The organism is Pseudomonas sp. GW821-FHT03A09 (assembly GCF_059421065.1).
In genome coordinates this window covers 136,747-162,221 of record NZ_JBWKUX010000011.1, presented here as the reverse complement: position 1 = coordinate 162,221, position 25,475 = coordinate 136,747, and the positions used below count along the sequence as shown (strand labels likewise).

Genomic DNA, 25,475 nt, shown 5'->3' with positions numbered 1-25,475 from the left:
TGACGGATTCCTTATGGCTGGGTTTTGGCGACAACGGGTTGCAAGGACGCGGCGAATGAGTCGTCGAACAAGGTCGCGGCCGAGTAAGACTTGACCAGGCCTTGGCTGGCAAAGAAGTCCACGGTCTTTTGCGCCTCCACTGGCGATTGCGCGGTGACGGGCTCCACGGTGGTGCGTGCCCGGGCGAACCAGGCGCGGGCGATATCGGCGTCGGCGCGAGTACGTTTGGCCCAGGCATCCGCATAAGCGTCGGCGTTGGCTGGGCTCTGGCGGGTCCAGTCACGGGCTTTCTTCAGGCGTTGGAGAAAATCATTGATGGGCACACGCTTGGCATCGACGGCCTTAGCATTCGCAGCAATGAAACTCTGGGCCGGGATCAAGCCTTCTGCCGTGGCAAGCACCCGTGCCCCTTGGCGCTCTTGTTGCGTGACATAGGGTTCCCATGTGGCGATGACGTCTACCGAGCCACCTTCCAATGCATGGGATGCATCCAGCGCGCTGAGATAGCGCAACTCCAGTGAATCTCGCGAAACCCCGGCTTTATCCAGCGCGGTCAGCAGCAGTTGCTGACTCCAGGAGCCTTTCCAAATGGCTGCCCGCTTGCCCGCCAGATCCGCCAGGCTGTGGATCGACGAATCCTTCCTGACCAGAATGGCCACGCCGTCTAGATTTTGCCGGCTGATGGCGATCACCTTGATCGGCGCGCCTAACGCGCCCAGAAATAACACCGGTGCATCGCCGAGCAGACCGATGTCCAGGCTGTTGGCATTGAGCGCTTCGGCAACCGGCGAACCCGCCGTGAACTGCTTCCACTCCAGCGTGTAAGGCAGGTCATCCAGCACACCCGCCGCCTCCATCACCGCCTGGGCGTTATAGCTCTGGTCGCCTACCACCAACGTTTGTGCATGCGCAGTCAGACACAGCAAGGCGGCGGCCATCCCGGCCGTCAGTTTTGTCAGATAACGCACATTCTTCTCCAGATGCCTGTTCGTAGGGGTGGACAAGATGAGCGACGGGGCATTATGAGTAAAATACTAATAACGCATAACCTAATTCTATAATAATGCGCTTATTGCATTTATAGGCTCGACGGAACGTCCAGCATAAATGCGCTGACATTGCGCAGCGCCCCGCACCACCTACACTGATCTGAATCCAGCGATCCTCAAGGCCGTTCCAGTGGGTTCGCCAGATGTACCTGCACTTATTGCTCAACAAAAAAAACAGTTAACCCACTGATTAATAGAGTCAATATGAAAGAGCAGTCGCGGCCGCGTGTATCACACTTTCTGGCTCCGTTCAGCCTCCTGTGCCTGGCCCTCGCCGGCTGCACGGTCGGACCGGATTTCGCCCGCCCTGACGTGCCCGCGAATGCCGGTTACTCAAAAGAAAAGCTCACCACTACCGCTCAGGCCGACATCGACACCGGTGGTGCAGCGCAACGCTTGATTGCGGGGATGGATATTCCGGGGCAATGGTGGACGCTGTTTCGTTCGCCAACATTGAATGCACTGGTCGAAGAAGCCCTGCACGCCAATCCGGACGTGAGCGCTGCACAGGCGGCTTTGCGCCAGGCCAACGAGCTGGTTTACGCCGACCAGGCGTCGCTGTTTCCCTCGGTCAGCGCCAATGTGCAAAAAACCCGTGAGAAAGTGTCTGGCGTCACGACGGGCGCACCCTCGTCACCGATTCTCACGGTCAGCTCGGCATCGCTGAGTGTCTCCTATGCCCCAGACGTGTTCGGCGGCACTCGCCGGCAAATCGAATCCACCACCGCCCAGGCCGAGTACGAGCGCTTCCAGTTGGAGGCGACCTACCTCACGCTGACCTCCAATGTGGTCAACACCGCCGTCAGCCTGGCGTCTTTGCGCGATCAAGTGGCGGCCACCGAGACCATCATCCGATTGCAAAGCGATCAGCTCGACGTGCTGCAGGCGCAACGGCAACTGGGTGCTATCGGCAATGCTGACGTGCTCACCCAGCAGACCGCGTTGGCACAGACCCGCGCCACCCTGCCGCCGTTGCAAAAGCAACTGGCGCAAACCCGCAATCAACTGATGGCCTACCTCGGCCGTTTTCCCAACCAGGATCGGGACGAACGTTTCCAACTGGCCTCCCTGCATTTGCCACAAGAATTGCCCGTCAGCCTGCCCTCGGCGATCGTCGGTCAGCGGCCGGATGTGCGCTCTGCCCAAGCTCAGTTGCATCAGGCCAGCGCCAACATTGGTGTAGCGGTCGCCAATCAGTTGCCGCAGTTCAGCATTACCGGTTCCGTGGGCTCGACGGTGGCGAGCGGGACCAAACTGTTTTCGGCCGGTTCCGGCGTCTGGAGCCTGGCCGGCTCGATCGCCCAGCCGATTTTCGATGCCGGCGCCCTTGAGCATCGCAAGCGCGCAGCCGTGGCGGCCTATGACGAATCCGCGGCGCGTTATCGCGGCACCGTGTTGACCGCATTCCAGGACGTCGCCAATGCCCTGCGCGCACTGGAAGCCGACGCCGAGACGCTGAACCAGCAGGTCGCCGCTGAGCGCTCAGCGCAAGCCAACCTGGACCTGGTGCAAGCCCAATTCCGCCTGGGCGCGGTGGCGTACATCAACCTGCTCACGGCCCAGCAAATCTACCAGAACACCGTGCTGGCACGGGTCAAGGCACAGGCCGCTCGCTACAGCGATACCACCGCCCTCTTCCAGGCACTGGGTGGTGGCTGGTGGAACCGTACCGATGTGGACCCCGCCTCCAAGGGCCACCCGGATCGCTTCGGCCTGCCGTCGTGGCAGGAAATCATGCCGGCTGACAACCAGAAAGCCACGCCCGCCAATGCGGCGCGGTTGGACTGAACCGAATCATTGAAACAGTGAGACCCTCCATGGCCGACGTCCAGACTGCCTCTCCCCTGCCCTCCGAACCCGGCGCACCGCACAAGCGTCGACTGTGGCGGCCGATGCTGATCATGATCGTGGTGGTGTTGGTGATTGTCGCGATCATCGCCGGGGTGAAGTTCGTGCAAATTTCCGCGCTGATCGCCCAATCGAAGATGCCCTTGCCCGCCGCCGTGGTCACCGCCATGCCTGTGCCGTATGCCGAGTGGCAACCCAGCGTGTCCGCCGTAGGCTCGATGAAGGCCGTACGCGGCGTGGATGTGACCACTGAAGTCGGCGGCATCGTGCGCACCCTCGGTTTCACGCCCGGGCAAGAAGTGGCGACCCAGGCATTGCTGGTGCAGCTGAATGCCGACTCCGACATCGCGCAACTGCATTCCCTTGAGGCCACCGCCGATCTGGCGGGCATCGTGCTCAAGCGTGACAGAGCCCAATTGGCGGTCAACGCGGTGTCCCAAGCCCAAGTGGACACCGACACTGCCGACCTGAAGGCTAAGCTGGCCGCCGCAGAACAGCAGCGCGCGCTGGTGGCGAAAAAGACCATTCGTGCGCCGTTTGCCGGACGCATCGGGATCACTAGCGTCAACCCCGGCCAATTCCTCAACCCGGGCGACAAAATCGCTACGCTGCAGACCTTCGATCCCATCTATATCGACTTCACCGTGCCTCAGACCCAGTTGGAAGCCATCGCCATTGGCCAAGGGGTCGTGGTGACCGCCGACGGCCTGTCCAACCAGACGTTCAAGGGCCGGATCAGCACCGTCGACACTCAATTCGACGCCACCACGCGCAACGTCACCGTCGAAGCCACCGTAGAAAACCCCAAGCAAAGCCTGGTGCCCGGCATGTTTGCCCGTGCGGTGGTCAACTCGGGCGCCACCCAGCGCTACCTCACCGTGCCGCAGACTTCGGTGACCTACAACCCTTACGGCACCACGGTTTTCATCGCCACTTCGAGCAAGAACGACAAGGGCGAAGAGCTGCTCACCGCACAACAAACCTTTATCAAGACCGGGCCGACCCGTGGCGACCAGGTGGCGATCCTGTCCGGAGTCAAGGAAGGCGACTTGTTGATCACCAGCGGCCAGATGAAGCTCAAGAATGGCTCGCCGGTGAAGGTCGATAACAGCGCCGCACCGCTGAACGACCCCGCCCCGACTCCCCAAGAACATTAAAGGTGTCCCATGAAGCTTACCGATACCTTTATCCACCGACCGGTCTGGGCCGTGGTCGTTTCGCTGTTCATCCTGATCCTGGGGCTGCGCTCGATTTTCGAGTTGCCGGTGAATCAATGGCCACGCACGGAGAACACCGTGGTCACTATCACCACGGCTTACTATGGTGCGGATGCGTCAACGGTCGCAGGCTTTATCACCCAGCCCCTGGAAGCGGCGATTGCCCAAGCCCAGGGCATCGATTATCTGTCCTCATCGAGCATTACTGGGGTCTCGACCATTACCGCCACGCTGCGGCTGAACTATGACGCGAGCAAGGCGCTCACCGAGATCAACACCCAGGTCAACTCGGTGAAGAACCAACTGCCGGCCCAAGCCCAGGAGCCGGTGTTGACGGTGGCCGTCGGGCAAACCACGGATGCCATGTACCTGGGTTTCTACAGTGACACGCTGCCCACCAACAACATCACCGACTACCTGGTGCGAGTGGTCAAACCCAAGCTCGATTCGATCCAGGGCGTGCAGACCGCAGAAATTCTCGGTGGTCGCCAATTCGCCCTGCGGGCCTGGCTCGACCCGGACAAGCTGGCGGCCCATAACGTCACGGCGCAGGACGTGTCCACGGCCCTGGCCAACAATAACTACCTGTCTGCCGTGGGGTCGACCCGCGGTCAAACGGTGACGGTCGACCTGACCGCCGGCACCGATTTGCACACGGTGGATGAGTTCAAACGGCTGGTCATCAAGCAGAAAGGCGATGCGCTGGTGTACCTGGAGGATGTGGCCACCGTCACCCTCGGCGCCGAAAGCTATGACAGCAGCGTGGCGTTTTCCGGCAAGCGCTCGGTATTCATCGGCATCAAGGCGGCACCCAGCGCGAACATCCTGACCGTCGCCAATAGCGTGCGCGAAGCCTTCCCCGAACTGCAATCGCAACTGCCGACGGGGGTGCGCGGTGAAATCGTGTATGACTCGACCGAGTTCATCAACACCTCGATTTACGAGGTGGTGAAGACGCTCGTCGAGGCCATGATCATTGTGTCGGTAGTGATTTACCTGTTCCTTGGCTCGTTCCGCGCGGTGATTGTGCCGCTGGTGGCGATCCCGTTGTCGCTGGTGGGGACGTTCTTCGTCATGTACCTGCTGGGTTACTCCATCAACCTGCTTACTTTGCTCGCCCTGGTGCTGGCGATAGGGCTGGTGGTGGATGACGCGATCATCGTGGTGGAAAACGTCGACCGTCACATCAAGGAGGAAGGCAAAGGCGTGTTGGAGGCCGCGTTGGTGGCGGCGCGAGAGCTGGGTGGGCCGATCATCGCGATGACCGTGGTGCTGGTGGCCGCCTATGTGCCCATCGGGTTGCGCAGTGGCCTCACGGGCGCGTTGTTCAAGGAGTTCTGCTTCTCGTTAGCGGGCGCAGTGACCGTGTCGGCGGTGGTGGCGTTGACGCTGTCGCCGATGATGACCTCCAAGCTGTTCAAGCCTGGCCAGGAAGAAGGTCGATTCGCCAAGCGGCTCGACCAGTACTTTGACTGGCTGCGCAAGCGCTACCACCGTGTGCTGTCCGGCGGGCTGAATGTCTGGCCGGTGCTGGTGACCTTTGGTTTCATCCTGTTCCTGTTGGTCGCGGCCAGTGGCATGACCGCCAAGAGCGAGCTGTCGCCCACCGAGGACCAGGGGTTGGTGTTCATGCAGATCAAAGGCCCGCCGACGGCGTCGCCGCAACAGATGGAGCGTATTGCCGACCAAGCCTTCCAGATCGCCAACAAAGAACCGGAATACGCGCAGATGTTCCAACTGACCGGCCTGCCCGCCCTCAACCAGGGCCTGGGCGGCGTACTGCTCAAATCCTGGGGTGATCGCACGCGCTCCCAGGCCCAACTGATTCTGGACCTCCAGCAAAAATGGAATCAGGTGCCGGGCGCAACCATCGCTGCCTTCCCGCTACCCTCCCTGCCGGGTGCCCAGGGTTTGCCGGTGCAGTTTGTGATCACCACCACTGACTCGGTGGAAAACCTCAACGAAGTCGCCCAAGCGGTCATGGCCGAGGCCCAGAAACAGCAACTGTTCTGGTTCGCCGACATGGATTTGAAACTGGACAAGCCACAGGCCCGACTGGTGGTAGACCGGGAAAAAATTGCCGCCTTGGGCATGACCCAGGCCGACGTCGGCGCCGCACTGTCAGCCGCCTTGGGTGGCAACTACGTGAACTACTTCTCCACCGCCGGGCGCTCGTACAAAGTCATTCCCCAAGTGCTGCAAGTCAACCGCCTCAACCCCGAGCAGATTCTCGATTACTACATCCGCACGCCCGCAGGCAGCATGATCCCCGCGCGCACGGTGGCACATATCGAGACCTCGACCCAGCCGGAATCGATCAACCACTTCCAGCAACTCAACTCCGCGACGCTGGGAGGCGTCAGCGGCGTGGCCCAGGGCGAACTGCTCGCCAAGCTGAACACCATCCTGAATAACGTGGCACCTTCGGGCTATACCTCGGACTTTGCCGGGGAATCGCGGCAGTTCATGCAGGAATCGGGTGGTTTCGTCGGCCTGCTGATGTTCTCGATCCTGATCGTCTACCTGGCCCTGGCCTTTCAGTTCGAGAGTTTCCGTGACCCAGTGGTGATCCTGTTCTCGGTGCCGCCCGCCCTCTTCGGCGCACTGGCGTTCATTACCATGGGCTACGCGTCGATCAACGTATACACCCAGGTGGGCCTGGTGACGCTGCTGGGGTTGATCACCAAGCACGGGATTCTGATCGTGCAGTTTGCCAACGAACTGCAGCGCGCCGGTCACAGTAAGCGTGAGGCAATCGAAGAAGCAGCCGCCGTGCGCTTGCGCCCTATCCTGATGACCACGGCGGCGATGGTGTTGGGCGTGGTGCCGCTGGTGTGGGCCTCCGGCGCCGGGGCTGCGGGGCGCCATGACATGGGGCTGGTGATCTTCGCCGGTTTGTCGATCGGCACGCTGTTGACGCTATTCATGGTACCGGCGATGTACATGTTCATCGGGGCCACGCATCACCACGAGGCCGAGCAACCAGGTGAGTCAGCCCTAACGGGTGCGGGGTAGCTCAACCCGCGCCAATAGCCCTGAGCCATGGCGATTGCTCAGGGTCAGTTCACCCCCCTGTTCGCGAACAATCGCCCGCGCGGCCGAAAGCCCGAGCCCAACCCCGCCGGTGTGACGGTTGCGCGACGCCTCAAGGCGATAGAAAGGATCGAAGACGCGTTGCAAGTCTGCTTCCGGAATCCCCGGCCCCTCATCGCTGACCTCGATGCAGATCACGTGAGGGTCAGCACTCAGCGTAATGGCTGGGTGCTGGGCATACTTTGTGGCGTTCTCCAGCAGGTTGACGATCACCCGTTTTATACCCAGCGGCCGGCCGTGGTACACCAGATGCGCCGGGCCGGTGAAGTCGACGGCTATGTGCTGGTCGCGGTAATCGTCGATGATGGTTTGCAGCAACTCCGACAGGTCGAAGGCCGTGGTTTGCTCCGGGAGGGTGTCTTCGCGAAAGAATGCCAGCGCCGCGTTGATCATCGATTGCATCTCTTCAACATCGCGAATCAGCTTGCGCTGATGATCGAGATCTTCCATGAACTCACTGCGCAGCCGCATCCGTGTCAGAGGTGCGCGCAAATCGTGGGAAATGGCTGCGAGCATGTGGGTGCGTTCACCGATGAAATGCTGGATCTGCGCCTGCATGGTGTTGAAAGCGATGATCGCCTGGCGGATTTCCTGGGGGCCTTCAACGTCGATGGGCGGTGCACGCAGGTCTCCACCGAAGCGCCTGGCAGCATGGGCGAAGCGCTGCAATGGATTGGCCAACTGCCGTGTGGCGACCCAGGCGACCAGCAAGGTGGCGATCAGCCCCAGCCCGATAATCACCGCGATCCGCATATTGATATCCAAGCCCCAACTGCGTTCGGAGGGCGTGAACGACAGCCAGCTGCCATCCAGCAATTGCACTAACGCAACATAACGCCCCTGGGGACTTCCGCTTGGCCAGTCCTCGGGGTTGAGCACCTGGACCTCGTGCTCATCGCCCAGCTGTTGCTGCAACGCCGGCACCCTGCCCGACTTGAAGCGCATGCCTGAGGCCGGCAGACCGAAATCCGCCAGGTGCGTACTCCACGCTACGTGCAACATCGAACTGCCGGCCGCTTCAGCCAATTGCGGGCGCAATGAGACCGGCGCCGCCTGGACCACTTTCGAGGTGACGGCGATCTGTTCCAACAGGCCGGTGCGCTCGATGGGTGGGCGCGCCCAGATCCCCGCCACTTGCACGAACAGGGCATTCAGGGCCAGTGAGGCGAGCATCGCAGCGACGATGGTCAGGGCTATCCGGCGACTCAAGGTGTCGCGGCGCAACAGGCGCAGGATCACGAGCGGGTGACCTGGGTGCTGAACATATAGCCTCCATTGCGCACGGTACGAATCAGGTCGGGGCGCTTGCTGTCGGGTTCGATCTTGCGGCGCAGCCGGCTCACCTGCACGTCGATACTGCGGTCGAAGGCGTCATGGCCGTGGCCATGGGTCAAGTCGATCAGTTGCTCGCGGGTGAGGATGCGCTGCGGATGCTCGAGAAACACCACCAGCAAGTCGAACTCGCCACCGGATAGCGGGATCATCACGTTTTCGGGCGAGCGTAGCTCCCGGCAGGTGATATCCAGGTGCCAACCGGCGAACCCAAGCACTGGCCGTGTGCGATCACTGGCCGTAATCGGCTCCCCCGTCCGCCGCTGCACGGCACGCAAGCGTGCCAGCAGTTCCCGGGGTGCAAAAGGCTTGGTCAGGTAGTCGTCAGCCCCCAGCTCAAGACCAACAATACGGTCACTCAATTCGCCCATGGCCGTCAGCATGATGATGGGAATGCCCATCTGCGCGCGTACTTTCTGGCACAGGCTGAGACCGCCTTCACCGGGCAACATAAGGTCGAGGATCAGCGTGTCTGGACGATTACGTTCGATCGCCGCCCACATGGCTTCGCCGTCCGGCGCCACGTCCACCTCATAGGCGTGCTGGACGAAGAACTTCTTCAGCAATGACAGGATTTCCATATCGTCATCGACGATCAGTAGTCGGCTCACGTTGGCAGGACCCTTCAGGTCAAAAAAGGAGCACATCTAAAACCATTCCGGCGCTCAGGTCATTTATTTCAATCGAGCAATATTCCTTCGCCGCAGACATAAGCCGGACATCTTCGGGCAACGGCCCGCAGGCATCCTGCACGCCTTCCATCCAAGGGGGCTTTCATGAAGGTCTTGAGCAGTCGGTATACCGCACCACCGCAACACAGCGAACAGCCACTGGTCCTGAGCCAACGCACGTCGGTCCCTGAACAGGATAGCCCGATCCTGTTCCAGGAGTTGTGCCTGGGGCTGGCCCACGATCAAGGCCGCATCGTGCTACGGCGCTACTTCGAACATTACAGCCCGGACACGGCCCGCTGGGTGGAGTACGCCCATTCGATCCCGACCACTGAACTCATCCACTGGATCATGACCCACGGCCAGTTGCAGATCACCTGCTCGGAAAACACCCCGGAAAGAACCGCTAAGGAATCCCACTGATGAGAATCAAGTACTCGCTACCGCTGATGCTCGCGGCCACCCTCAGCCTGGCGGCGTGCAGCAGCACAAAGGTCGAGCCTGAGATGTACACCGGGTTTCTGCACGATTACAGCGTATTGAAAGAACATCAGACGCCTGAGGGGCAAACGGTACTGAGCTGGGTCAGCCCGGCCTTGAAACGAGGCCGGTACCGACAGGTCTATCTGGCACCTAGCCAGTTTTATCCTGCTGTCGAACCCACTGGGCGCATTCCACAAACTACGCTCTCTCTCGTGACCGGGTACTACGACTCGGCGCTCAGGGCCGAACTGGGGCGGGTCGTGCACCTGGTCTCCGTACCGGGGCCCGACACACTGATCGTGCGGCCAGCCATCACCCGGATTGCCGCCAGCACTCAGGGGCTGCGGTTTTATGAGTGGATGCCGATCACGCTGGTCGCCGCAGGCGTCAGTACGGCCGCTGGTTGGCGTGACCAAGACAGTCAGATCGCGACGGAAGTCTCCTTCGAGGACGGTTCGACGGGTGACGTGGTTGCAGCCGTGGTCCGCAAGGGCACTGGCATACCCTTGGACAACGACAAGCAAGTCATGACCGCCAGCAACGTCAAGGCGGTACTCGATGGCTGGGCCCATGACCTGGGCAAGTCGTACATCACGCTTAACAAGTAGCGGCTTGTCCAGCGCCCAACCGTGAATCGATGATCCATGCGTCCGGCGCCTGCCTCATGTTCAAACGTCATAATCCCCGGCTCGTCTGCATGGTAATCTCGCGCAACCATGAATAGACAGTGATCGTCACGACGACGACAGAGCCAGGAAAGAACATGCCGAAAATCTCTCACTCAGCGTTGCGCCGCAACTTCCGTGAATTGCTTGCCAAGAAAATGTGCGTTGAAACCGCCTCGGTTTTCGACCCCATGTCCGCGCGTATCGCGGCCGACCTGGGGTTTGAGGTCGGTATCCTGGGTGGCTCGGTCGCTTCGTTGCAGGTACTCGCGGCCCCCGATTTTTCGCTGATCACCCTGAGTGAGTTCGTTGAACAGGCCACCCGCATCGGGCGCGTGGCCCAGTTGCCCTTCATCGCCGACGCCGACCACGGTTACGGCAACGCCCTGAACGTAATGCGCACCGTAGAAGAGCTTGAACGTGCCGGTGTGGCGGCGCTGACGATTGAGGACACGCTATTGCCAGCGCAGTTCGGGCGCAAATCCACCGACCTGATTTCCGTCGAGGAAGGCATCGGCAAAGTGAAGGCAGCGCTTGAGGCCCGTGTTGACCCTGAGCTGTCGATCATTGCCCGTACCAATGCCGGCGTGCTGCCCACGGAAGATGTCATCGCCCGCACCAAGGCGTATGAAAAAGCCGGCGCCGATGGTATCTGCATGGTCGGCGTCAAAGACTTCGACCACCTTGAGCAGATCGCGGCAAACCTCACGGTGCCATTGATGCTGGTGACCTACGCCAACCCCAAGCTCAATGACAGCGAACGCCTGGCCAAGCTCGGCGTACGTATCGTGGTGGCCGGCCATGGCGCCTACTTTGCGTCGATCAAGGCCACCTACGACAGCCTGCGCGCACAACGCCAACTGACCCACAACACCTCGAACCTCAGCGCTACAGAGTTGACCCATACCTACACGTTGCCTAAGAGCTACATGGCTTGGGCTGAAGAGTTCATGGACGTCAAAGAGTAATCCCGATACGGGTGCTGATGGGTTCCATCAGCACCTGAATCACTCCAGCCGCCAGCGCTCACCCTTGTTATTGCCCGTGCCTTTGTAGCCACCGTACCCATCTGGCTTCCAGCCACCCCCGGCATTGTCACCCGTACCGATGAAGCCGCCTCGGCCATCGGACTCAAGCCCCCTGCCCTCGTTCCTACCGGTTCCTATGTAGCCGCCACGGCCATCAGACTTGTAGCCGCGCTTACGGTTGTCGCCGGTGCCCTCATAGCCACCTTTGCCATCAGACACCCAACTCCCCCCCGAAGCGGTGCCGTCGCCACGGAAATAACCCTTGCCATCAGACCTGTAGTCTTCACCGTAATTGAGGCCGGTGCCCTTATAGCCACCATTGCCATCCGGCGTGAACCGATAGCCGGAGTTGTAACCAGTGCCTTTGAGCCCACCATCATCGGCCGGCACGTAGCCCTTGCCGGCATTTTTACCGGTACCGCGCAGCGAACCGTCCTTTTCCAGGACATAGTCACCACCAGCGTTACCCCCGGTGCCTCGCAAACCACCATAACCGTCCGGCTCGTAGCCATTGCCCGCATTGGCGCCGGTGCCGATGAAGCCCTCAGCCGCCAATGCCGTGGCGCTGGCCGTCAATAAAAGCGTGGTCAGCAGGATGTGCGAGGCTTTTCTCATGAGGTCTCCAGGTCCTTGTAGAGAGGAATGTGGGCGCCATGATAGGGCATCAAATTGTTTCTAGCAGCTCTCTTGCTATTCTCGCGCCATGAGATCTGCAGTGGTCATCAGAATCAATGAAGTCCACTGATGAGATGATGTTGGATATGCATTTTTATATAACTTAACTAAACCTAAAAAATCCGCCGCAGAGCCTGCGGCGGCAAACCAAAGGTTTTTTGTCGAAGCAGAGCGGCTAAGACCTTATCCACGCTACACCTGTGGCCGATTAAACAAGGTGAAGTTTAATTAATTGAGTTTAATCAAGGCCAAGGCTGCGCCCCGCGAAAAATCTGTTAATAATCAGGCTCGGCAAACACGCCGAGCACAATAAAAACAGCATCACGCTCATCTGCAAACATCTGCCATAAAACCCCATGCGCCATTAAAAAATGCGGTGTTTCTGTGCGCGCGATAATTATTCCTGGGAAATAAGAACATGATCAAACAGTGGAGCCTGTTAACACTGGCTGTGTGCGCCAGTGTCAGCCAATTCGCCCTTGCCGAGTCCGTGACCGACCAGGCCGATTCCAAGGGGTTTATCGAAGGCAGCAGCATCACGGGGCTACTGCGCAACTATTACTTCGACCGCGACCGCCAAAGTGGCAAGGCGGATAACCGCGACTGGACCCAAGGCGCAATGCTCAATTACGCCTCGGGGTTCACCCAGGGCACCATCGGGTTTGGCGTGGATGCCTACGCCTATGGCGCGATGAAGCTCGACGCCACCCACGCGGACGCCGGCACCGGCGAGTTGCCGACCGACCGCCATGGCGATCCGGAAAATGGCTATGGCTCAGTCGGCGCAGCGGTGAAGATCAAGGTCTCCAAGACCCAGCTGAAATTCGGTGACATGCAGCCCACCGCCCCCGTCTTCGCCACTGGTGGTACGCGCATCTTGCCGCAGACCGCCACCGGCTTCGACCTGACCAGCAGCGAGATCGCCGGGCTGGACCTGGAGGCCGGGCACTTCACCAGCACCAACAGCGGCATGACCAGCAACCATGACCACGACATCTACGCCACCTACGCTAACGTGGCAGCCAACAGTGCGAGTTTCATCGGCGGTAAATACACCTTCACGCCTTCGCTGAGCGCCACCCTGTACGCAGGTGAGCTGGAAGATATCTGGCGCCAGTACTACACCAATCTCAACTACGTGATTCCGTTGAGCCAGGACCAGTCGCTGGCATTGGACGGCAACCTGTACCGCACCCTCGACACGGGCAGTGCCAAGGCCGGGGCGATCAACAACACCACGTACTCGGTGGCAGCGGCCTACTCATTCCTGGCGGCCCACACCCTGACGCTGTCGTTCCAGAAAGTGCATGGCGACACGCCCTTTGACTACATCGGCACCGGCAATAATGGCGCGGGTGAAGGCGGTGATTCGGTGTTTCTGGCCAACTCGATCCAGTGGGGCGACTTCAACGGTCCCGGCGAGCAGTCCTGGGGCGTTCGTTATGACCTGAATATGGCAACCTTCGGCGTACCGGGCCTGAGCTTCATGACCCGCTACGTCAATGGCTCGGGCATCGATGGTACCCACACTCCGGCCAACAGTGCCTACGTGGGCGACTACGGCGCCAACGGTGACCATCACGAGACCGATGTGGAAGCCAAATACGTACTGCAGAGCGGCCCGGCGAAAAACCTGTCGTTTCGCGTACGTGACGCCATGGTTTCATCGAACGCCGATCAGCGTGATGGCAAGCTGAACGAGCTGCGGGTGATCGTCGACTACCCGTTCACCCTCTTGTAATCCGCCCGGCTTCCGGTTTGCCCCGGGCGTTTTTTTCGGGGACCATGGCGCCTTCTGTTCAGTCAACAAGAGGCGCCCATGGCCAACCACGACCTGTCCTACACTCCCGATCCCGACGCCGATTCCATCTCTTCCGATGTCATCGGCTTCAACGGCATCCTGGTCTCCACCCAGATTCCGACCCGGGCCGACGGCAGCCTGGAACTGGGCGATGTCACCCTGCAAAGCGAATGCACCCTGCAAGCGCTGAAAGTCGCCCTGGAAAAGGCCGGCAGCTCCATGGACCGGGTGATGCACCTGACCATCTACCTCACCGATATGGCTGATCGTGCTGCATTCAACGAAGTCTATAAGCGCTTTTTTGCCAAGCCGTGGCCTGTGCGAGCGGCAGTTGGTGTTGCTTCGCTGGCCGTTGAAGGTATGCGTGTAGAAGTCACCGCAATGGCCGCAAAAGCCTGAACCTGTGGGAGCGGGCTTGCCCGCGATGACGGTGCATTAGTCGATCAATGTGCCAACTGACCCACCGCTATCGCGGGCAAGCCCGCTCCCACACTGGAACTCATTGGCTCCAGCACCAAACCAGCCAGCCCTGTGGTAGGTGCCCCCCCAGCGTTTCACGGCTACAATGCCCGCCTCAACCGTGACAAGCCTGACTAAAAAAACTATGTCCTTGCCCAAGCATCACCTGGAATTGCTCAGCCCTGCCCGCGATGTCGCCATCGCGCGCGAGGCTATCCTGCATGGCGCCGACGCCGTGTACATTGGCGGCCCGAGCTTCGGCGCGCGCCACAACGCCTGTAACGACGTGAGCGATATCGCGTCCCTAGTGGAATTCGCACGCCGTTACCACGCCCGTGTGTTCACTACCATCAACACCATCCTGCATGACAACGAGCTAGAGCCTGCGCGCAAGCTGATCCATCAGCTGTATGACGCCGGTGTCGACGCCTTGATCGTGCAAGACCTGGGTGTGATGGAGCTGGATATTCCGCCTATCGAGCTGCACGCCAGCACCCAGACCGACATTCGCACCCTGGGTCGCGCCAAGTTTCTCGACCAGGCAGGTTTCTCCCAGTTGGTATTGGCCCGTGAGCTGAACCTGCAAGAGATCCGCGCCATCGCCGACGAAACCGATGCCGCCATCGAGTTTTTCATTCACGGCGCGCTGTGCGTGGCGTTCTCCGGGCAGTGCAACATTTCCCACGCGCAGAATGGGCGTAGCGCCAACCGTGGCGACTGCTCCCAGGCCTGCCGCCTGCCTTACACCTTGAAAGACGACCAGGGCCGTGTCGTGGCCTTTGAAAAGCACCTGCTGTCGATGAAAGACAACAACCAAAGCGCCAACATTCGTGCGCTGGTCGAAGCGGGCGTGCGTTCGTTCAAGATCGAAGGTCGCTACAAGGACATGGGTTATGTGAAGAACATCACCGCCTATTACCGCCAGCGCCTTGATGAAGTGCTTGAAGACCGTCCAGACCTGGCCCGTGCGTCCAGCGGCCGTACCGCGCACTTCTTCCTGCCCGACCCGGAAAAAACCTTCCACCGTGGCAGCACTGACTATTTCGTCACCGACCGTAAGGTCGACATCGGCGCCTTCGATACCCCGACCTTCACCGGCCTGCCGGTGGGTGTGGTGGAAAAAGCCGGCAAACGTGACTTGCAGGTGATCACACACGAGCCGCTGTCCAATGGCGACGGCCTCAATGTGCTGATCAAGCGTGAAGTCGTGGGTTTCCGCGCCAACATTGCCGAGCCCAAGGGCGAGTTCGAAGAAGACGGCGAGAAGCGCTACCGCTATCGCGTCGAGCCGAATGAAATGCCGGCAGGCCTGCACCAGTTGCGGCCGAACCACCCACTGAACCGCAACCTGGACCATAACTGGCAACAAGCGCTGCTCAAGACCTCGTCCGAGCGCCGTATCGGCTTGACCTGGGCCGCTCGTTTGCGTGAAGAACAGTTGGAAGTCACCGCCACCAGCGAAGAAGGCATCAGCGCCAGCGTCACCCTGCCCGGCCCATTCGGCGTGGCCAACAAGCCGGAACAGGCGCTGGACACCCTGCGTGACCTGCTCGGCCAACTGGGCACCACCGAATACCACGCTACCGACATCCAGCTGGATGCACCGCAAGCGTTCTTCATTCCCAATTCGCAGCTCAAGGCTTTGCGCCGCGAAGTGATCGAAGCGCTGACCGCGGCTCGTGTAGCGGCTCACCCGCGTGGCGGGCGCAAGGCTGAAACCTCACCGCCGCCGGTGTACCCGGAAGCGCACCTGTCGTTCCTGGCCAACGTCTACAACCAGAAAGCCCGCGACTTCTATCACCGTCATGGTGTGAAGCTGATCGACGCCGCCTTCGAAGCCCACGAAGAAACCGGCGAAGTGCCGGTGATGATCACCAAGCACTGCCTGCGTTTCTCGTTCAACCTGTGCCCTAAACAGGCCAAGGGTGTGACGGGGGTGAAAACCAAGGTGGCGCCGATGCAGTTGATCCACGGCGATGAAGTGCTGACGTTGAAGTTCGACTGCAAGCCCTGCGAAATGCACGTGGTGGGCAAGATCAAGGGGCATATCCTCGGTCTGCCACAGCCGGGCAGCGGTGTGGCTCACTTCGATCCAGAAAACATCATCTTTCAGGGCACGCACTGACCTTGGACATGCGGGGCCACCACCAGCCCCGCTGCAACCCCGCAGCCGCCAATAGAATCGCCGCCACCCCCAGCCACTGCAGCCAGCCCAGGCGATGCCCAAAGGCAATCCAATCGACGAAAATCGCCGCTATCGGGTAGATAAACGACAGCGCGCCGGTCAGGGCCGTCGGCAGTTTCTGGATGGCGCCGTACAGCAATACATACATCAAACCAGTGTGCACCACCCCGAGTGTCACCAGCGCCGCCCAGGCGTTGGGCGTGACGGGCAGGCTATTCCAGGGCACCAACGGCGCCAGTAACAGCGCGCCGGTGGTCACTTGGATCAATGCCATCAGATGCGGCGGCACTTCTTTCAAACGCTTGATGATCAGCGCCGCAATCGCGTACAGGAACGCAGCGCCCAGCGCCAATGCGATGCCTGACAAGTAATCCTCGCCGGTTTGTTGATCGCCATGAGCGGTGACAATCGCCAGCATCCCCAGGAACGCCACGCTCAGCCATGCCAGTTTTTGCACGGTGATCTTTTCACCCAAGAACAGCGCCGCCAGTACCACCAACATGAACGGTTGCACGTTGTACACCGCCGTACTGATGGCGATAGACGCACGGGAGTAGGACTCGAACAGCAGCAGCCAGTTGCCGACGATGGCGACACCGCTCAGCATCGCCAACCCCTGCTTGGTCCAGGTGAGCAAGTCCAGGCGCAAGTAGCCCAGCAACGCGCACACCAACAACAGTGTCAGCCCGCCGATCACACAGCGCCAGAACACCACTTCGATCACCGACACGCCCGACACCAGCACAAACCAACCGATGGTGCCCGAGATCAGCATGGCGGCGATCATTTCCCACGAACCGCGACGGATAGATGTGTCCACGATAGAGGCTCCTCAAGTGAGGCTCAATTATGGCAATCTGCTTGGCAGCGGCTCCAGGGATTAAAAAAGGCCAAACACCCAAGTAACCTTTTCTTATTAGGCAAACACCATGATTGACACCATTGACCAGCAACTGATTGCCGCCCTGATGGACGACTCACGGCTGTCCCTCAAGGCGCTGGCAGGCATCACCGGGCTGTCATCGCCCAGTGTCGGCGAGCGTCTGCGCCGCCTGGAAGAACGCGGTGTGCTGACCCACTACACGGTCGATATCGACCCCAAGCACTTCGGCTACCTGCTGCAAGCCATCGTGCGCATCCGCCCGCTGCCCGGTAAATTGCAGGAGGTGGAACGGCAGATCCAGGCGATCCCTGAATTCACCGAGTGCGACAAGGTGACTGGCGAGGATTGCTTCATTGCGCGCCTGCATGTGCGCACGATGGATCACTTGGACAGCCTGCTGGATCGGCTCAACGCCTATGCCGAAACCAATACCGCTATCGTCAAGAAAACCCCGGTGAAACGGCGTTTGCCGCCACTGGCTGATTAGGGACACCAAAAATCAACGGTGGAAGCTGGCTTGCCTGCGAAAGCGGTGGGTCAGCTAGCACTGTCCACATTGACCGAGTCCGATCTTGAGAATGTAGAAAGCCCGCCACTTCAATCGTGGAGGGCCTTCGCGGCAGTCAACAACCCTTGAAACTTGCGATACCGCGCCTCCAGCACCGGCTGTTGCGTCGCGTCCGGCGCGTACCGTGCCTTGACCGGCATGCCCGCCTGTAACACATCCGCGGCCTGCCCAATCGCCAGCAACCCCAGCTTCGCCGCACCCACGCAGGCGCTAAGCTCGCTCCCCTGCAAGGTGAAGATTTCACGTTGCAGGATATTAGCCAGCAACTGCGCCCAGTATTCGCTGCGCGCACCGCCCCCCACCAAGGCGCATGCCTCCACGTCGGCCCCCGCCGATTGCACCGCGCGCAGGGCATCCAGCAAACCGAAGCCGACGCCTTCCATTACCGCATAACCGAGCATCGCCGGTGTGCAGTCGTGGCCAAGGCTCATGAAGCCACCACGCAGCAAGGGATCGTTATGAGGAGTGCGCTCACCGGCCAGGTACGGCAGAAACAACGGTGTGCCCAAAGGCACTGGCTGCCCGATCGGCAGCTGTGCCTGCACTTGATCCAACAACGCCTGTTCATCTGACGTACCGGTCAGTCGTGTGACCCAGCGCAGGCAACTGGCACCGGCCAACATGGCGCCCATGGTGTACCAACGATTGGGTAACGCGTGACAGAAGCTGTGCACCGCGCTTGCCGGGTTTCCCGCTGCGTGGTCGGTGATCGCAACGATGGCCGCGCTGGTGCCGAGAGTAATGAAACCGTCACCGGCATTGATTGCGCCGATGCCCACCGCAGCCACCGGGTTATCACCGCCGCCACCGGCAATCACGACCTCAGAAGACAACCCCAGCCGTGCCGCCATGCTCGCCGTCAAACACGTACTCGCCGCGCCACCTTCCACCAGTCTTGGCATCTGCGCCAGCGCAAGGCCTGTGGCATGCAGCATGGGGCCAAACCATTGACGCTGCGCCACGTCTAGCCACAGCGTGCCGGCGGCATCGGACATCTCGCTGATGCGCTCACCACTCAGGCGCAAACGCAGGTAATCCTTGGGTGAAAGCACGCAGTCGATCGCCTTGAATACCTCTGGCTCATGCTGTTGCAGCCAGAGCAGTTTCGGCGCCGTCAGCCCGGCCATGGGCAAGCTGCCGCTGACCTCGGCAAACCCTGACCCAAGCTGTTCAGCTTCGGCGATGGCGCGCGAGTCGTCCCAGAGGATAGCCGGATACAGCACGCGGTCGTCGTCACCGAGCAAGACCGCGCCGTGCATCTGCCCGGACAGACCAATACACGCCACACGCTCAAAAGCCGCCTCGAGTCTCAGTTGGTCCAACGCCTGCAAACAGGCTTGCCACCACGCTTCGGGCGCCTGCTCTGACCAGCCACTGTGGCGCCGTGAAACGCTCAAGCGCACACCGGTGTGAGCCAGAATGGCGCCGTCTGCCCCCATCAAGATGGCCTTGAGTTCCGAGGTGCCGAGGTCTATGCCGAGGGAAACAGGACTGCTCATACGCGGATCATTCCAATCAAATACAGCCACATGAATTGCGGTATTGCAGGGTCGGCGCCAGATGCACGCGCTGGATAGGCGCGGCAGGCGTCGCCATGCGTTGCAGCAAAAGATTGACGGCAAGTGCCCCCAATTCCTTGACCGGCTGCGCGATCAGGGTCAGGCGCGGTACGAAAAAATCCGCCCAGTCAAAATCATCAAACCCCACCAGGGCCATCTGCCCCGGCACTTCAAGCTGCGCGTCACGTAATGCGTGCATCGCGCCCAGGGTCATCAAGTTGTTGGCGGCCATGATCGCCGTCGGCGGCGCTGCCAACGCCAGTAACTGCACGGTGGCCGCACGTGCCGGCGCGCTGTTGGAACCGCCGTTGACTAGCAGCTGCGGATCAAACGCCAGCCCCGCCGCCTGCAAGGCCGCGCGATAACCGGCAACACGCTCATCGGTGGTGCCAAGCCCCTCGCGCCCGGCGATAAAGCCGATACGCCGGTGCCCGTGTTCAATCAGGTGAGTGACCAGGGCCTGGGTGGACTGGGTATTCTCCACCCCGACCTGATCAAAGGGCCCGTCCATCATGCGGTCCACCAGCACCGCCGGAATCTCGTTGGCCTGCAAATACTCACGAGCGACCGAGCCGGGTGACGGGGCTAGCAAAATCCCGTCGACGCGCCGGTGATGCAATGCCGTGATCACCCTCAGCTCTTGCTCCGGATCGTCGTGAGTGTCGACAAACAGCATCATGAAGCCGTGCTTGGCACACTCGGTTTCAATCGCGTGCACCGTTTCGCTGAAGTAGTGGTTGGACAGCGAGGAGATCGCCACACCAATCGTGCTGGTGCTTGACCGCGCCAACGAACGCGCCAGGGTGTTGGGCACATAGCCCAACTGCTGGATCGCTTGCTGCACGGCCAACACCGTGGCCGGGCTGACTTTGCGGGTGCCGTTCAACACGTGTGAGACGGTCGACGTCGATACTCCCGCCCTGCTTGCCACGTCATCCATAGTGACCACGACGCTGTTCCCTCTCACTGAATCAATGTTTACTCGACCAGCCGCTGTACGTACTGACGTTGTCGCGGGTGATCAGTTTTGGCGTGAGCAGGGTAACCGCTTCGGCGGGTGCCTTGTCATTGAGAATGTCATGACCGACATTTACTGCGGTTTGGGCCATGGCCCAGGGGTCTTGGCTGGCGGAGGCCTGAATCTGGGTATCCGTCTTCAGCGCGTTCTCGATATCCGGCGCACCGTCCACCGACGTGATGATGATGCCACTGCGTTTAAGCTGTTTGGCCGCCAGGTCGCTGCCGATAGCTTGTGGGTCATTGATCGCGAACAGGCCGTCGATTTTCGGGAAGCGCGTGAGGTAGCCCTGCATTACGTTCAGGCCACCTTCGCGCGAGCCTTTGCCGTCCTGGTCAACGGAGAGCACCTTGATAGCCGGCGCACCGGCCAATGCGGCTTTGCAGCCTTTGACGCGGTCGGTCACGGCGGTCACTTGCGGGCCGTTCTGGATGATCACGTTGCCTTTGCCCGAGAGCTTGTCCACCAGGAATTGGCAGGCCAGCTTGCCGGCTTCGACATTGTCGGTTTGCACCGTGGCGTTCACGCCCTTGGCGTCCACATCGACCGCGACCACGACAATGCCGGCGTCACGGGCCTTCTTGATGGCTGAAGCCATGGCCGATGGGTCGACGGCGTTGATCAGGATCAGGTCGACCTTGGACGAGATGAAATTATCGATCTGCGAAAACTGCTTGCTCAGGTCATAGTCAGCCGACACCGAAGTGACCTTGACGTTGGGGTTCAGCTCCTTGGCCCGTGCCGTGGCACCGTCGGCCAGGGTGACGAAATACGGGTTGCCGAGCGAGCCCATGCTGATACCGAGGGCTTTGAGTTCACGGGCCTCCACGACATGGGACATCAGGGCAGCCAAGGCAATGACGGGAAAGATGCGTTTTAAGTTCATGCGGGTCTCTCTTGTGATTGTTGTTTTAAGTGAAATCAGGTCCGTGCACCGGACTGGCGATAGCGATCCAGTGCCACCGCGCCAATGATCACGATGCCCTTGATGATGTACTGCCAGATATCCGACACCCCCAGCAGCACCAGGCCGTTGGTGAGTACCGCGATAATCAGCGCGCCGATCAGCGTGCCGCCGATGGTGCCGACGCCGCCGGTAAAACTGGTGCCGCCGAGGATGACCGCAGCAATCGCATCCAGCTCGTAGGATTGCCCGAGTTGCAGGCCATTGGCGGCGAACAGGCGCGAGGCGCTCATTACCGCGCCCAGCCCGGCCAGCGCACCGGACATGGCGTAGACGAACAGCAACACCTTCCACACCTTGATCCCCGACAGCCGTGCAGCTTCCGGGTTGCCACCCACCGAATAAATCTGCACGCCCATCACGGTGCGGCGCAGGATGAACCACGACAGCCCCACCACCGCCACCGAGATGACCACCAGCCAGGGCACGCCGAGAATCGAGTCATTGCCGATAAACGCAAACGGTAAATCAGGGTTGAACACCGTCTTGTCATCGGCCAGCAAACGCGCCAGGCCACGCATGGCGGTCAGCGCACCGAGGGTGACAATAAACGGCGGCAGGCGCATGAATGCGATCAACCCACCGTTGACCAGGCCCAGCAACAAGCCGAAGCCAACCCCGGCGGCAATCCCGAACATGCCGAACTGCGGCGACATCGACGCCTGCAACGCCACCACGGCGGACGCCGCGAGAATCGCGCCGACGGACAGGTCGATACCGGCCGTGAGGATCACAAAAGTCATGCCCGCCGCCAGTACCACATTGACCGAGGCCTGTTGGGTGATGATTGACAGGTTCTGCACCGTGAGGAAGTTTTCACTGGCGAGGGCAAAGCCCACTAGCAGCAACACCAGCACCGGCAGCATGCCGACCGTGCGCATCAGCTCTCGAACGCGCTCAGCTTTACCCGTCACTGGAATTGTCAGCGTGTTGTTTGAATCAACCATTGGCAGCCACCTGATCGCCACCGGTGGCGAGGTCAATAATGCGTTCCTGGGAAATAACGTGGCCGGAAGCCCCGCCGACTTCGGCCACCAGCTGGCCTTCGCGCATGATCAACACGCGGTCGCAAGTGCCGATGATTTCCGGCAGCTCACTGGAGATCACCACGATGCCAACCCCGGCCAGTGCCAGTTGATTGATGATGCGGTAGATCTCGGATTTGGAGCCGATGTCGACACCACGCGTAGGCTCGTCAAGGATCAGCACATGCGGTTTGACCTCTAGCAGCCGTGCCAGCAGGACCTTTTGCTGATTGCCGCCGGATAATGCGCCGACGTTGACCTTGCCCGACGCCACGCGAATCGACAGCGACTTGATCGCATCATTCGAACGTTGCGCGGCGTGCCCCCGATCCAGCACGCCACCGGCATGCGCATCCGGGACACAGGCGCAAACGTTGATGTTGTCAGCCACGCTCATGTCCAGGAACAGGCCCTGGGCCTTGCGGTCCTCGGTGAGGTACACCACGCCGGCGCGAATCGCGTCTGCCGGGGTGCGCAGTTGAGTCACCGTCTTGCCGACCACTTCGAGGGTGCCAGAGGTGCGCGGGTCGGCGGCGAAGATCAACCGCGCAAGCTCGGTGCGCCCTGCCCCGACCAGCCCGGCAATGCCCAGTACTTCACCGGCATGCACGTCGAAGCTGCAGTTACGTACGCGCTTGCCATCGGCCATGTCGCGCACGCGCATCACCACATTGCCGGGGTTATACGCAGCGTGCTCCTTCTTGTAGAAACCGGACAGGTCGCGCCCCACCATCATTTTCACCAGCACTTCGGCCGACAGCGCATCGCGGCTCAGTTCGCCGATGTATTGGCCGTCGCGCAACACCGAAACCCGGTCCGACAACTCATAGATCTCGGCCATGCGGTGGCTGATATAGATAATCGCCAGACCCTGGCTGCGCAGTTGTTTGATCAGCGCAAACAGGCGGTCGGTCTCGCGGGACGACAATGGCGTGGTCGGTTCGTCCATCACCAGAATCCTGGCGTGGGCATGCAGGGCGCGGGCGATTTCTACCAACTGGCGCTCGGCAATCGACAGGCTGCTGACCCGTGTCGCCGGTTTGAAATCGGCACCCAGGCGTTGCAGCACCTCCACACACCCGGCCTCCATGCCCTTGCGGTCAATGGTCCAGCCACGGCGCAGTTCACGGCCCAGGTAGATATTTTCGGCCACGCTCAGGTTCGGGCACAGGCTCAGTTCCTGATAGATCACGGCGATTCCGAGGGTTTTGGCAGTGGCGGGGTCAAAGGTCGCGACGGACTGGCCGTCGATGCAGATTTCGCCGCCGGGATCGGCCTGGTAAGCGCCGGAGAGGATTTTTATCAGGGTCGATTTACCGGCGCCGTTCTCACCCATCAAGGCATGGATTTCACCGGAATAGACCTTCAGGCCGACATTCTTGAGCACCCGCAAACCGTTGAAGGTTTTGCTGATGCCCTGCATCTCAAGCAAGGGTTCAAGGCTCATGGATGAGCTCCTGGCATTATTATTTTTGTAGTCGAGTGCTGCCGACTCTATGCCAGATACATTTCCTTACGCAAGCGCTTGCGTAAGCCGTTTATCGCTTGATGAATCGTTTCATCTAGCACTAAAGTACGAAACTCGTGCGTTACGGATGAGGATCGTTTGGAGGCTTTTGCCAGGCTGTTCAAGTCCCTGGGCAGGTAAACCATGTGGGAGCGGGCTTGCCCGCGATGGCGGTCGCTCAGCCAATACATGCATCCACTGGTACACCGATATCGCGGGCAAGCCCGCTCCCACATTTGATCTATGTCGTTGGTGAACACGGCAGTAACACCGCCAATCACCTGTGGGAGCTGTCGAGCTTCAGCGAGGCTGCGAAGGCGGTGGTACAGGCAACCTATTCATCGGCCATACCGCCACTTTCGCAGGCAAGCCAGCTCCCACATTTTACCGCGTCAGCCATGCCCCTCGGCACCAGACGCGCTACGGGTCCAGCACCCCACCGCTGTAGCTGTCGGATAAACGACTACCGGTGAACTTGGCCACCACCGCGCCCTGGGCCACCAGTCGTTCGCGGTGGCGGGTGACCATGCGCCCGGTTTGTGCGGCGTGCAAAACTACCTCGGAGTCGGGGTCGCCTGGGCGCGCGATGATCCGTGCAAAGCGCTGGCCTTCCTCGACGTAATCACCCAGGCCTCGTTCAAACACCAGCACACCAGCACGCGGGGCAAGGATGGTTTCCATGCAGCCCATGTCCACCACCTCGCCTTGCCATTCACCGATAGCCGCCACCTCGTCGATCACACCATTGACGCACAGCCACGCCCACAGCCCATCGACGTCTTGCTGGGCCAGGGCATCGCTGACGTCCGCCTGGCCACGCAATTCAATGGTCGCCGCCAGCCGCGGTGCGCCGTGGTTGATGATGGTCTCTTCAAAGGAGCCGTCGCCGCCCTCATCCCAGACGATCACTACCTCCGCTTGCAATGCCGCCGCCAATGCCAGCCCTTGGTCCGGCCAGAAACGGCGGTGGATGTAGAGGTAAGGCAGCGCGTCGTCGTCGGTGTGCAGGTCCAGCACCAAGTCCGCGTCCGCCGCCAGTTGCACCAGGCTTTTTTGCCAATGCGCCAGGTTGGTCGCCGGCCGCTCCATGGTCAGGTCGAAAGCGCGATTGAAGTTCTGCCCGGTGGCCTCGTGGAATCGCCCCAGTAGCCGTCCCTGGCGAAATTGGCCGATGCCGAAAGGATTGGCCTGGGGCACCACGGTCACGCGCCCTTTGAGGCGGCCTTGATCCTGGCAGGCCTGCAAACGCGGCAGCAGTTGATGCAACACCAGCATTCCGGCGATTTCGTCAGCGTGCACGCCCGCCTGCAGGTGCACCTTCGGCCCGCTGCCATCGCCCTCAAAACGCCAGGCACCGACGTGCAACGGGTTGCCCGCATCGCCGGATACCTGCCACGAAAGGTCTCTTGCCATGCCCTGCCCTCCCCTGATCATTTATTCGCTAG

General features: G+C 60.7%; 21 protein-coding genes. 10 read left to right on the top strand and 11 right to left on the bottom strand.

Annotated elements, in window-relative coordinates:
• Positions 1-11: 11 nt before the first annotated feature.
• Positions 12-968, bottom strand: a complete 957-nt coding sequence (locus tag AC07V4_RS20415; protein ID WP_431751154.1) for an ABC transporter substrate-binding protein — start codon at positions 966-968, stop codon at positions 12-14.
• Between the two features lie 285 nt (positions 969-1,253).
• On the opposite strand from AC07V4_RS20415, the gene AC07V4_RS20410 reads away from it, so the two are divergent.
• Genes AC07V4_RS20410 through AC07V4_RS20400 form a run of 3 tightly spaced genes read left to right on the top strand, consistent with a single transcriptional unit; the run spans position 1,254 to position 7,129 of the window.
• The gene (locus AC07V4_RS20410; RefSeq protein ID WP_492636697.1) at positions 1,254-2,837 is read left to right on the top strand and encodes an efflux transporter outer membrane subunit; all 1,584 of its coding nucleotides are present in this window, start codon (positions 1,254-1,256) and stop codon (positions 2,835-2,837) included.
• A gap of 29 nt (positions 2,838-2,866) precedes the next feature.
• Positions 2,867-4,054 (top strand): efflux RND transporter periplasmic adaptor subunit, encoded by a 1,188-nt coding sequence (locus AC07V4_RS20405; protein ID WP_492636696.1) that lies wholly within the window; start codon positions 2,867-2,869, stop codon positions 4,052-4,054.
• A 9-nt stretch (positions 4,055-4,063) separates the two neighbouring features.
• The gene (locus AC07V4_RS20400; protein ID WP_492636695.1) at positions 4,064-7,129 is read left to right on the top strand and encodes an efflux RND transporter permease subunit; all 3,066 of its coding nucleotides are present in this window, start codon (positions 4,064-4,066) and stop codon (positions 7,127-7,129) included.
• On the opposite strand, the gene AC07V4_RS20395 is transcribed toward AC07V4_RS20400, so the two are convergent.
• Both AC07V4_RS20395 and AC07V4_RS20390 read right to left on the bottom strand, forming a co-directional pair.
• The gene (locus AC07V4_RS20395; RefSeq protein WP_492636694.1) at positions 7,112-8,446 is read right to left on the bottom strand and encodes an ATP-binding protein; all 1,335 of its coding nucleotides are present in this window, start codon (positions 8,444-8,446) and stop codon (positions 7,112-7,114) included. The genes AC07V4_RS20400 and AC07V4_RS20395 overlap by 18 nt on opposite strands.
• Positions 8,443-9,186: a response regulator gene (locus AC07V4_RS20390; protein ID WP_492636693.1), complete on the bottom strand. Its 744-nt coding sequence runs from the start codon at positions 9,184-9,186 to the stop codon at positions 8,443-8,445. The genes AC07V4_RS20395 and AC07V4_RS20390 overlap by 4 nt, the downstream gene beginning before the upstream one ends.
• A gap of 129 nt (positions 9,187-9,315) precedes the next feature.
• Here AC07V4_RS20390 and AC07V4_RS20385 point away from each other — a divergent pair, with 129 nt between their 5' ends.
• The 3 genes from AC07V4_RS20385 (at position 9,316) to AC07V4_RS20375 (ending at position 11,326) form a co-directional block, all read left to right on the top strand.
• Positions 9,316-9,633 carry a hypothetical protein gene (locus tag AC07V4_RS20385; RefSeq protein ID WP_492636692.1) on the top strand — a complete coding sequence of 106 codons (318 nt, stop codon included), beginning with the start codon at positions 9,316-9,318 and terminating at the stop codon, positions 9,631-9,633.
• On the top strand, positions 9,633-10,301 hold the full coding sequence (locus AC07V4_RS20380; protein ID WP_492636691.1) for a DUF3313 domain-containing protein: 669 nt from the start codon (positions 9,633-9,635) through the stop codon (positions 10,299-10,301). Before AC07V4_RS20385 ends, AC07V4_RS20380 begins: the two co-directional genes overlap by 1 nt.
• A 155-nt stretch (positions 10,302-10,456) precedes the next feature.
• The gene (locus tag AC07V4_RS20375) at positions 10,457-11,326 is read left to right on the top strand and encodes an isocitrate lyase/PEP mutase family protein (RefSeq protein ID WP_492636690.1); all 870 of its coding nucleotides are present in this window, start codon (positions 10,457-10,459) and stop codon (positions 11,324-11,326) included.
• 39 nt (positions 11,327-11,365) lie between these two features.
• Here the strand turns inward: AC07V4_RS20375 and AC07V4_RS20370 are convergent, their stop codons facing one another.
• Positions 11,366-12,001, bottom strand: a complete 636-nt coding sequence (locus AC07V4_RS20370) for a hypothetical protein (protein ID WP_492636689.1) — start codon at positions 11,999-12,001, stop codon at positions 11,366-11,368.
• Positions 12,002-12,479: 478 nt separating this feature from the next.
• On the opposite strand from AC07V4_RS20370, the gene AC07V4_RS20365 reads away from it, so the two are divergent.
• From AC07V4_RS20365 to AC07V4_RS20355, 3 genes are all read left to right on the top strand, one after another.
• Entirely contained in the window at positions 12,480-13,802 is a 1,323-nt protein-coding gene (locus tag AC07V4_RS20365) for an OprD family porin (protein WP_492636688.1), read from the top strand.
• 78 nt (positions 13,803-13,880) lie between these two features.
• Entirely contained in the window at positions 13,881-14,261 is a 381-nt protein-coding gene (locus AC07V4_RS20360; protein WP_185706190.1) for a RidA family protein, read from the top strand.
• Between the two features lie 205 nt (positions 14,262-14,466).
• Positions 14,467-16,446, top strand: a complete 1,980-nt coding sequence (locus AC07V4_RS20355) for a peptidase U32 family protein (protein WP_492636687.1) — start codon at positions 14,467-14,469, stop codon at positions 16,444-16,446.
• On the opposite strand, the gene AC07V4_RS20350 is transcribed toward AC07V4_RS20355, so the two are convergent.
• Entirely contained in the window at positions 16,424-17,326 is a 903-nt protein-coding gene (locus AC07V4_RS20350; RefSeq protein WP_492636686.1) for a DMT family transporter, read from the bottom strand. The two genes, AC07V4_RS20355 and AC07V4_RS20350, sit on opposite strands and share 23 nt — an antisense overlap.
• A 109-nt stretch (positions 17,327-17,435) precedes the next feature.
• On the opposite strand from AC07V4_RS20350, the gene AC07V4_RS20345 reads away from it, so the two are divergent.
• On the top strand, positions 17,436-17,876 hold the full coding sequence (locus AC07V4_RS20345) for an Lrp/AsnC family transcriptional regulator (RefSeq protein WP_492636685.1): 441 nt from the start codon (positions 17,436-17,438) through the stop codon (positions 17,874-17,876).
• Positions 17,877-17,986: 110 nt separating this feature from the next.
• On the opposite strand, the gene xylB is transcribed toward AC07V4_RS20345, so the two are convergent.
• The 6 genes from xylB to AC07V4_RS20315 all read right to left on the bottom strand — a co-directional run bounded on the left by xylB (position 17,987) and on the right by AC07V4_RS20315 (position 25,443).
• Positions 17,987-19,456 (bottom strand): xylulokinase, encoded by a 1,470-nt coding sequence (gene xylB / locus AC07V4_RS20340; RefSeq protein ID WP_492636684.1) that lies wholly within the window; start codon positions 19,454-19,456, stop codon positions 17,987-17,989.
• A gap of 16 nt (positions 19,457-19,472) precedes the next feature.
• Positions 19,473-20,465, bottom strand: a complete 993-nt coding sequence (locus AC07V4_RS20335) for a LacI family DNA-binding transcriptional regulator (protein WP_071483275.1) — start codon at positions 20,463-20,465, stop codon at positions 19,473-19,475.
• A 22-nt stretch (positions 20,466-20,487) separates the two neighbouring features.
• The gene (locus AC07V4_RS20330; RefSeq protein WP_492636683.1) at positions 20,488-21,420 is read right to left on the bottom strand and encodes an ABC transporter substrate-binding protein; all 933 of its coding nucleotides are present in this window, start codon (positions 21,418-21,420) and stop codon (positions 20,488-20,490) included.
• Positions 21,421-21,455: 35 nt separating this feature from the next.
• Entirely contained in the window at positions 21,456-22,445 is a 990-nt protein-coding gene (locus AC07V4_RS20325; RefSeq protein ID WP_492636682.1) for an ABC transporter permease subunit, read from the bottom strand.
• Positions 22,438-23,970, bottom strand: a complete 1,533-nt coding sequence (locus AC07V4_RS20320; protein ID WP_492636681.1) for a sugar ABC transporter ATP-binding protein — start codon at positions 23,968-23,970, stop codon at positions 22,438-22,440. Before AC07V4_RS20320 ends, AC07V4_RS20325 begins: the two co-directional genes overlap by 8 nt.
• Positions 23,971-24,450: 480 nt before the next feature.
• Positions 24,451-25,443, bottom strand: a complete 993-nt coding sequence (locus AC07V4_RS20315) for a M14 family metallopeptidase (RefSeq protein ID WP_492636680.1) — start codon at positions 25,441-25,443, stop codon at positions 24,451-24,453.
• Positions 25,444-25,475: the final 32 nt, after the last annotated feature.

Bases quoted from the DNA above. Each gene is read 5' to 3' on its own strand.
- AC07V4_RS20365 (WP_492636688.1), top strand. From the start codon at position 12,480: ATGATCAAACAGTGGAGCCTGTTAACACTGGCTGTGTGCGCCAGTGTC.
- AC07V4_RS20320 (WP_492636681.1), bottom strand. From the start codon at position 23,970: ATGAGCCTTGAACCCTTGCTTGAGATGCAGGGCATCAGCAAAACCTTC.
- AC07V4_RS20385 (WP_492636692.1), top strand. From the start codon at position 9,316: ATGAAGGTCTTGAGCAGTCGGTATACCGCACCACCGCAACACAGCGAA.
- AC07V4_RS20400 (WP_492636695.1), top strand. From the start codon at position 4,064: ATGAAGCTTACCGATACCTTTATCCACCGACCGGTCTGGGCCGTGGTC.
- AC07V4_RS20325 (WP_492636682.1), bottom strand. From the start codon at position 22,445: ATGGTTGATTCAAACAACACGCTGACAATTCCAGTGACGGGTAAAGCT.
- AC07V4_RS20330 (WP_492636683.1), bottom strand. From the start codon at position 21,420: ATGAACTTAAAACGCATCTTTCCCGTCATTGCCTTGGCTGCCCTGATG.
- AC07V4_RS20410 (WP_492636697.1), top strand. From the start codon at position 1,254: ATGAAAGAGCAGTCGCGGCCGCGTGTATCACACTTTCTGGCTCCGTTC.
- AC07V4_RS20360 (WP_185706190.1), top strand. From the start codon at position 13,881: ATGGCCAACCACGACCTGTCCTACACTCCCGATCCCGACGCCGATTCC.
- AC07V4_RS20375 (WP_492636690.1), top strand. From the start codon at position 10,457: ATGCCGAAAATCTCTCACTCAGCGTTGCGCCGCAACTTCCGTGAATTG.
- AC07V4_RS20345 (WP_492636685.1), top strand. From the start codon at position 17,436: ATGATTGACACCATTGACCAGCAACTGATTGCCGCCCTGATGGACGAC.
- AC07V4_RS20355 (WP_492636687.1), top strand. From the start codon at position 14,467: ATGTCCTTGCCCAAGCATCACCTGGAATTGCTCAGCCCTGCCCGCGAT.
- AC07V4_RS20315 (WP_492636680.1), bottom strand. From the start codon at position 25,443: ATGGCAAGAGACCTTTCGTGGCAGGTATCCGGCGATGCGGGCAACCCG.
- AC07V4_RS20390 (WP_492636693.1), bottom strand. From the start codon at position 9,186: ATGTGCTCCTTTTTTGACCTGAAGGGTCCTGCCAACGTGAGCCGACTA.
- AC07V4_RS20405 (WP_492636696.1), top strand. From the start codon at position 2,867: ATGGCCGACGTCCAGACTGCCTCTCCCCTGCCCTCCGAACCCGGCGCA.
- xylB (WP_492636684.1), bottom strand. From the start codon at position 19,456: ATGAGCAGTCCTGTTTCCCTCGGCATAGACCTCGGCACCTCGGAACTC.
- AC07V4_RS20370 (WP_492636689.1), bottom strand. From the start codon at position 12,001: ATGAGAAAAGCCTCGCACATCCTGCTGACCACGCTTTTATTGACGGCC.
- AC07V4_RS20380 (WP_492636691.1), top strand. From the start codon at position 9,633: ATGAGAATCAAGTACTCGCTACCGCTGATGCTCGCGGCCACCCTCAGC.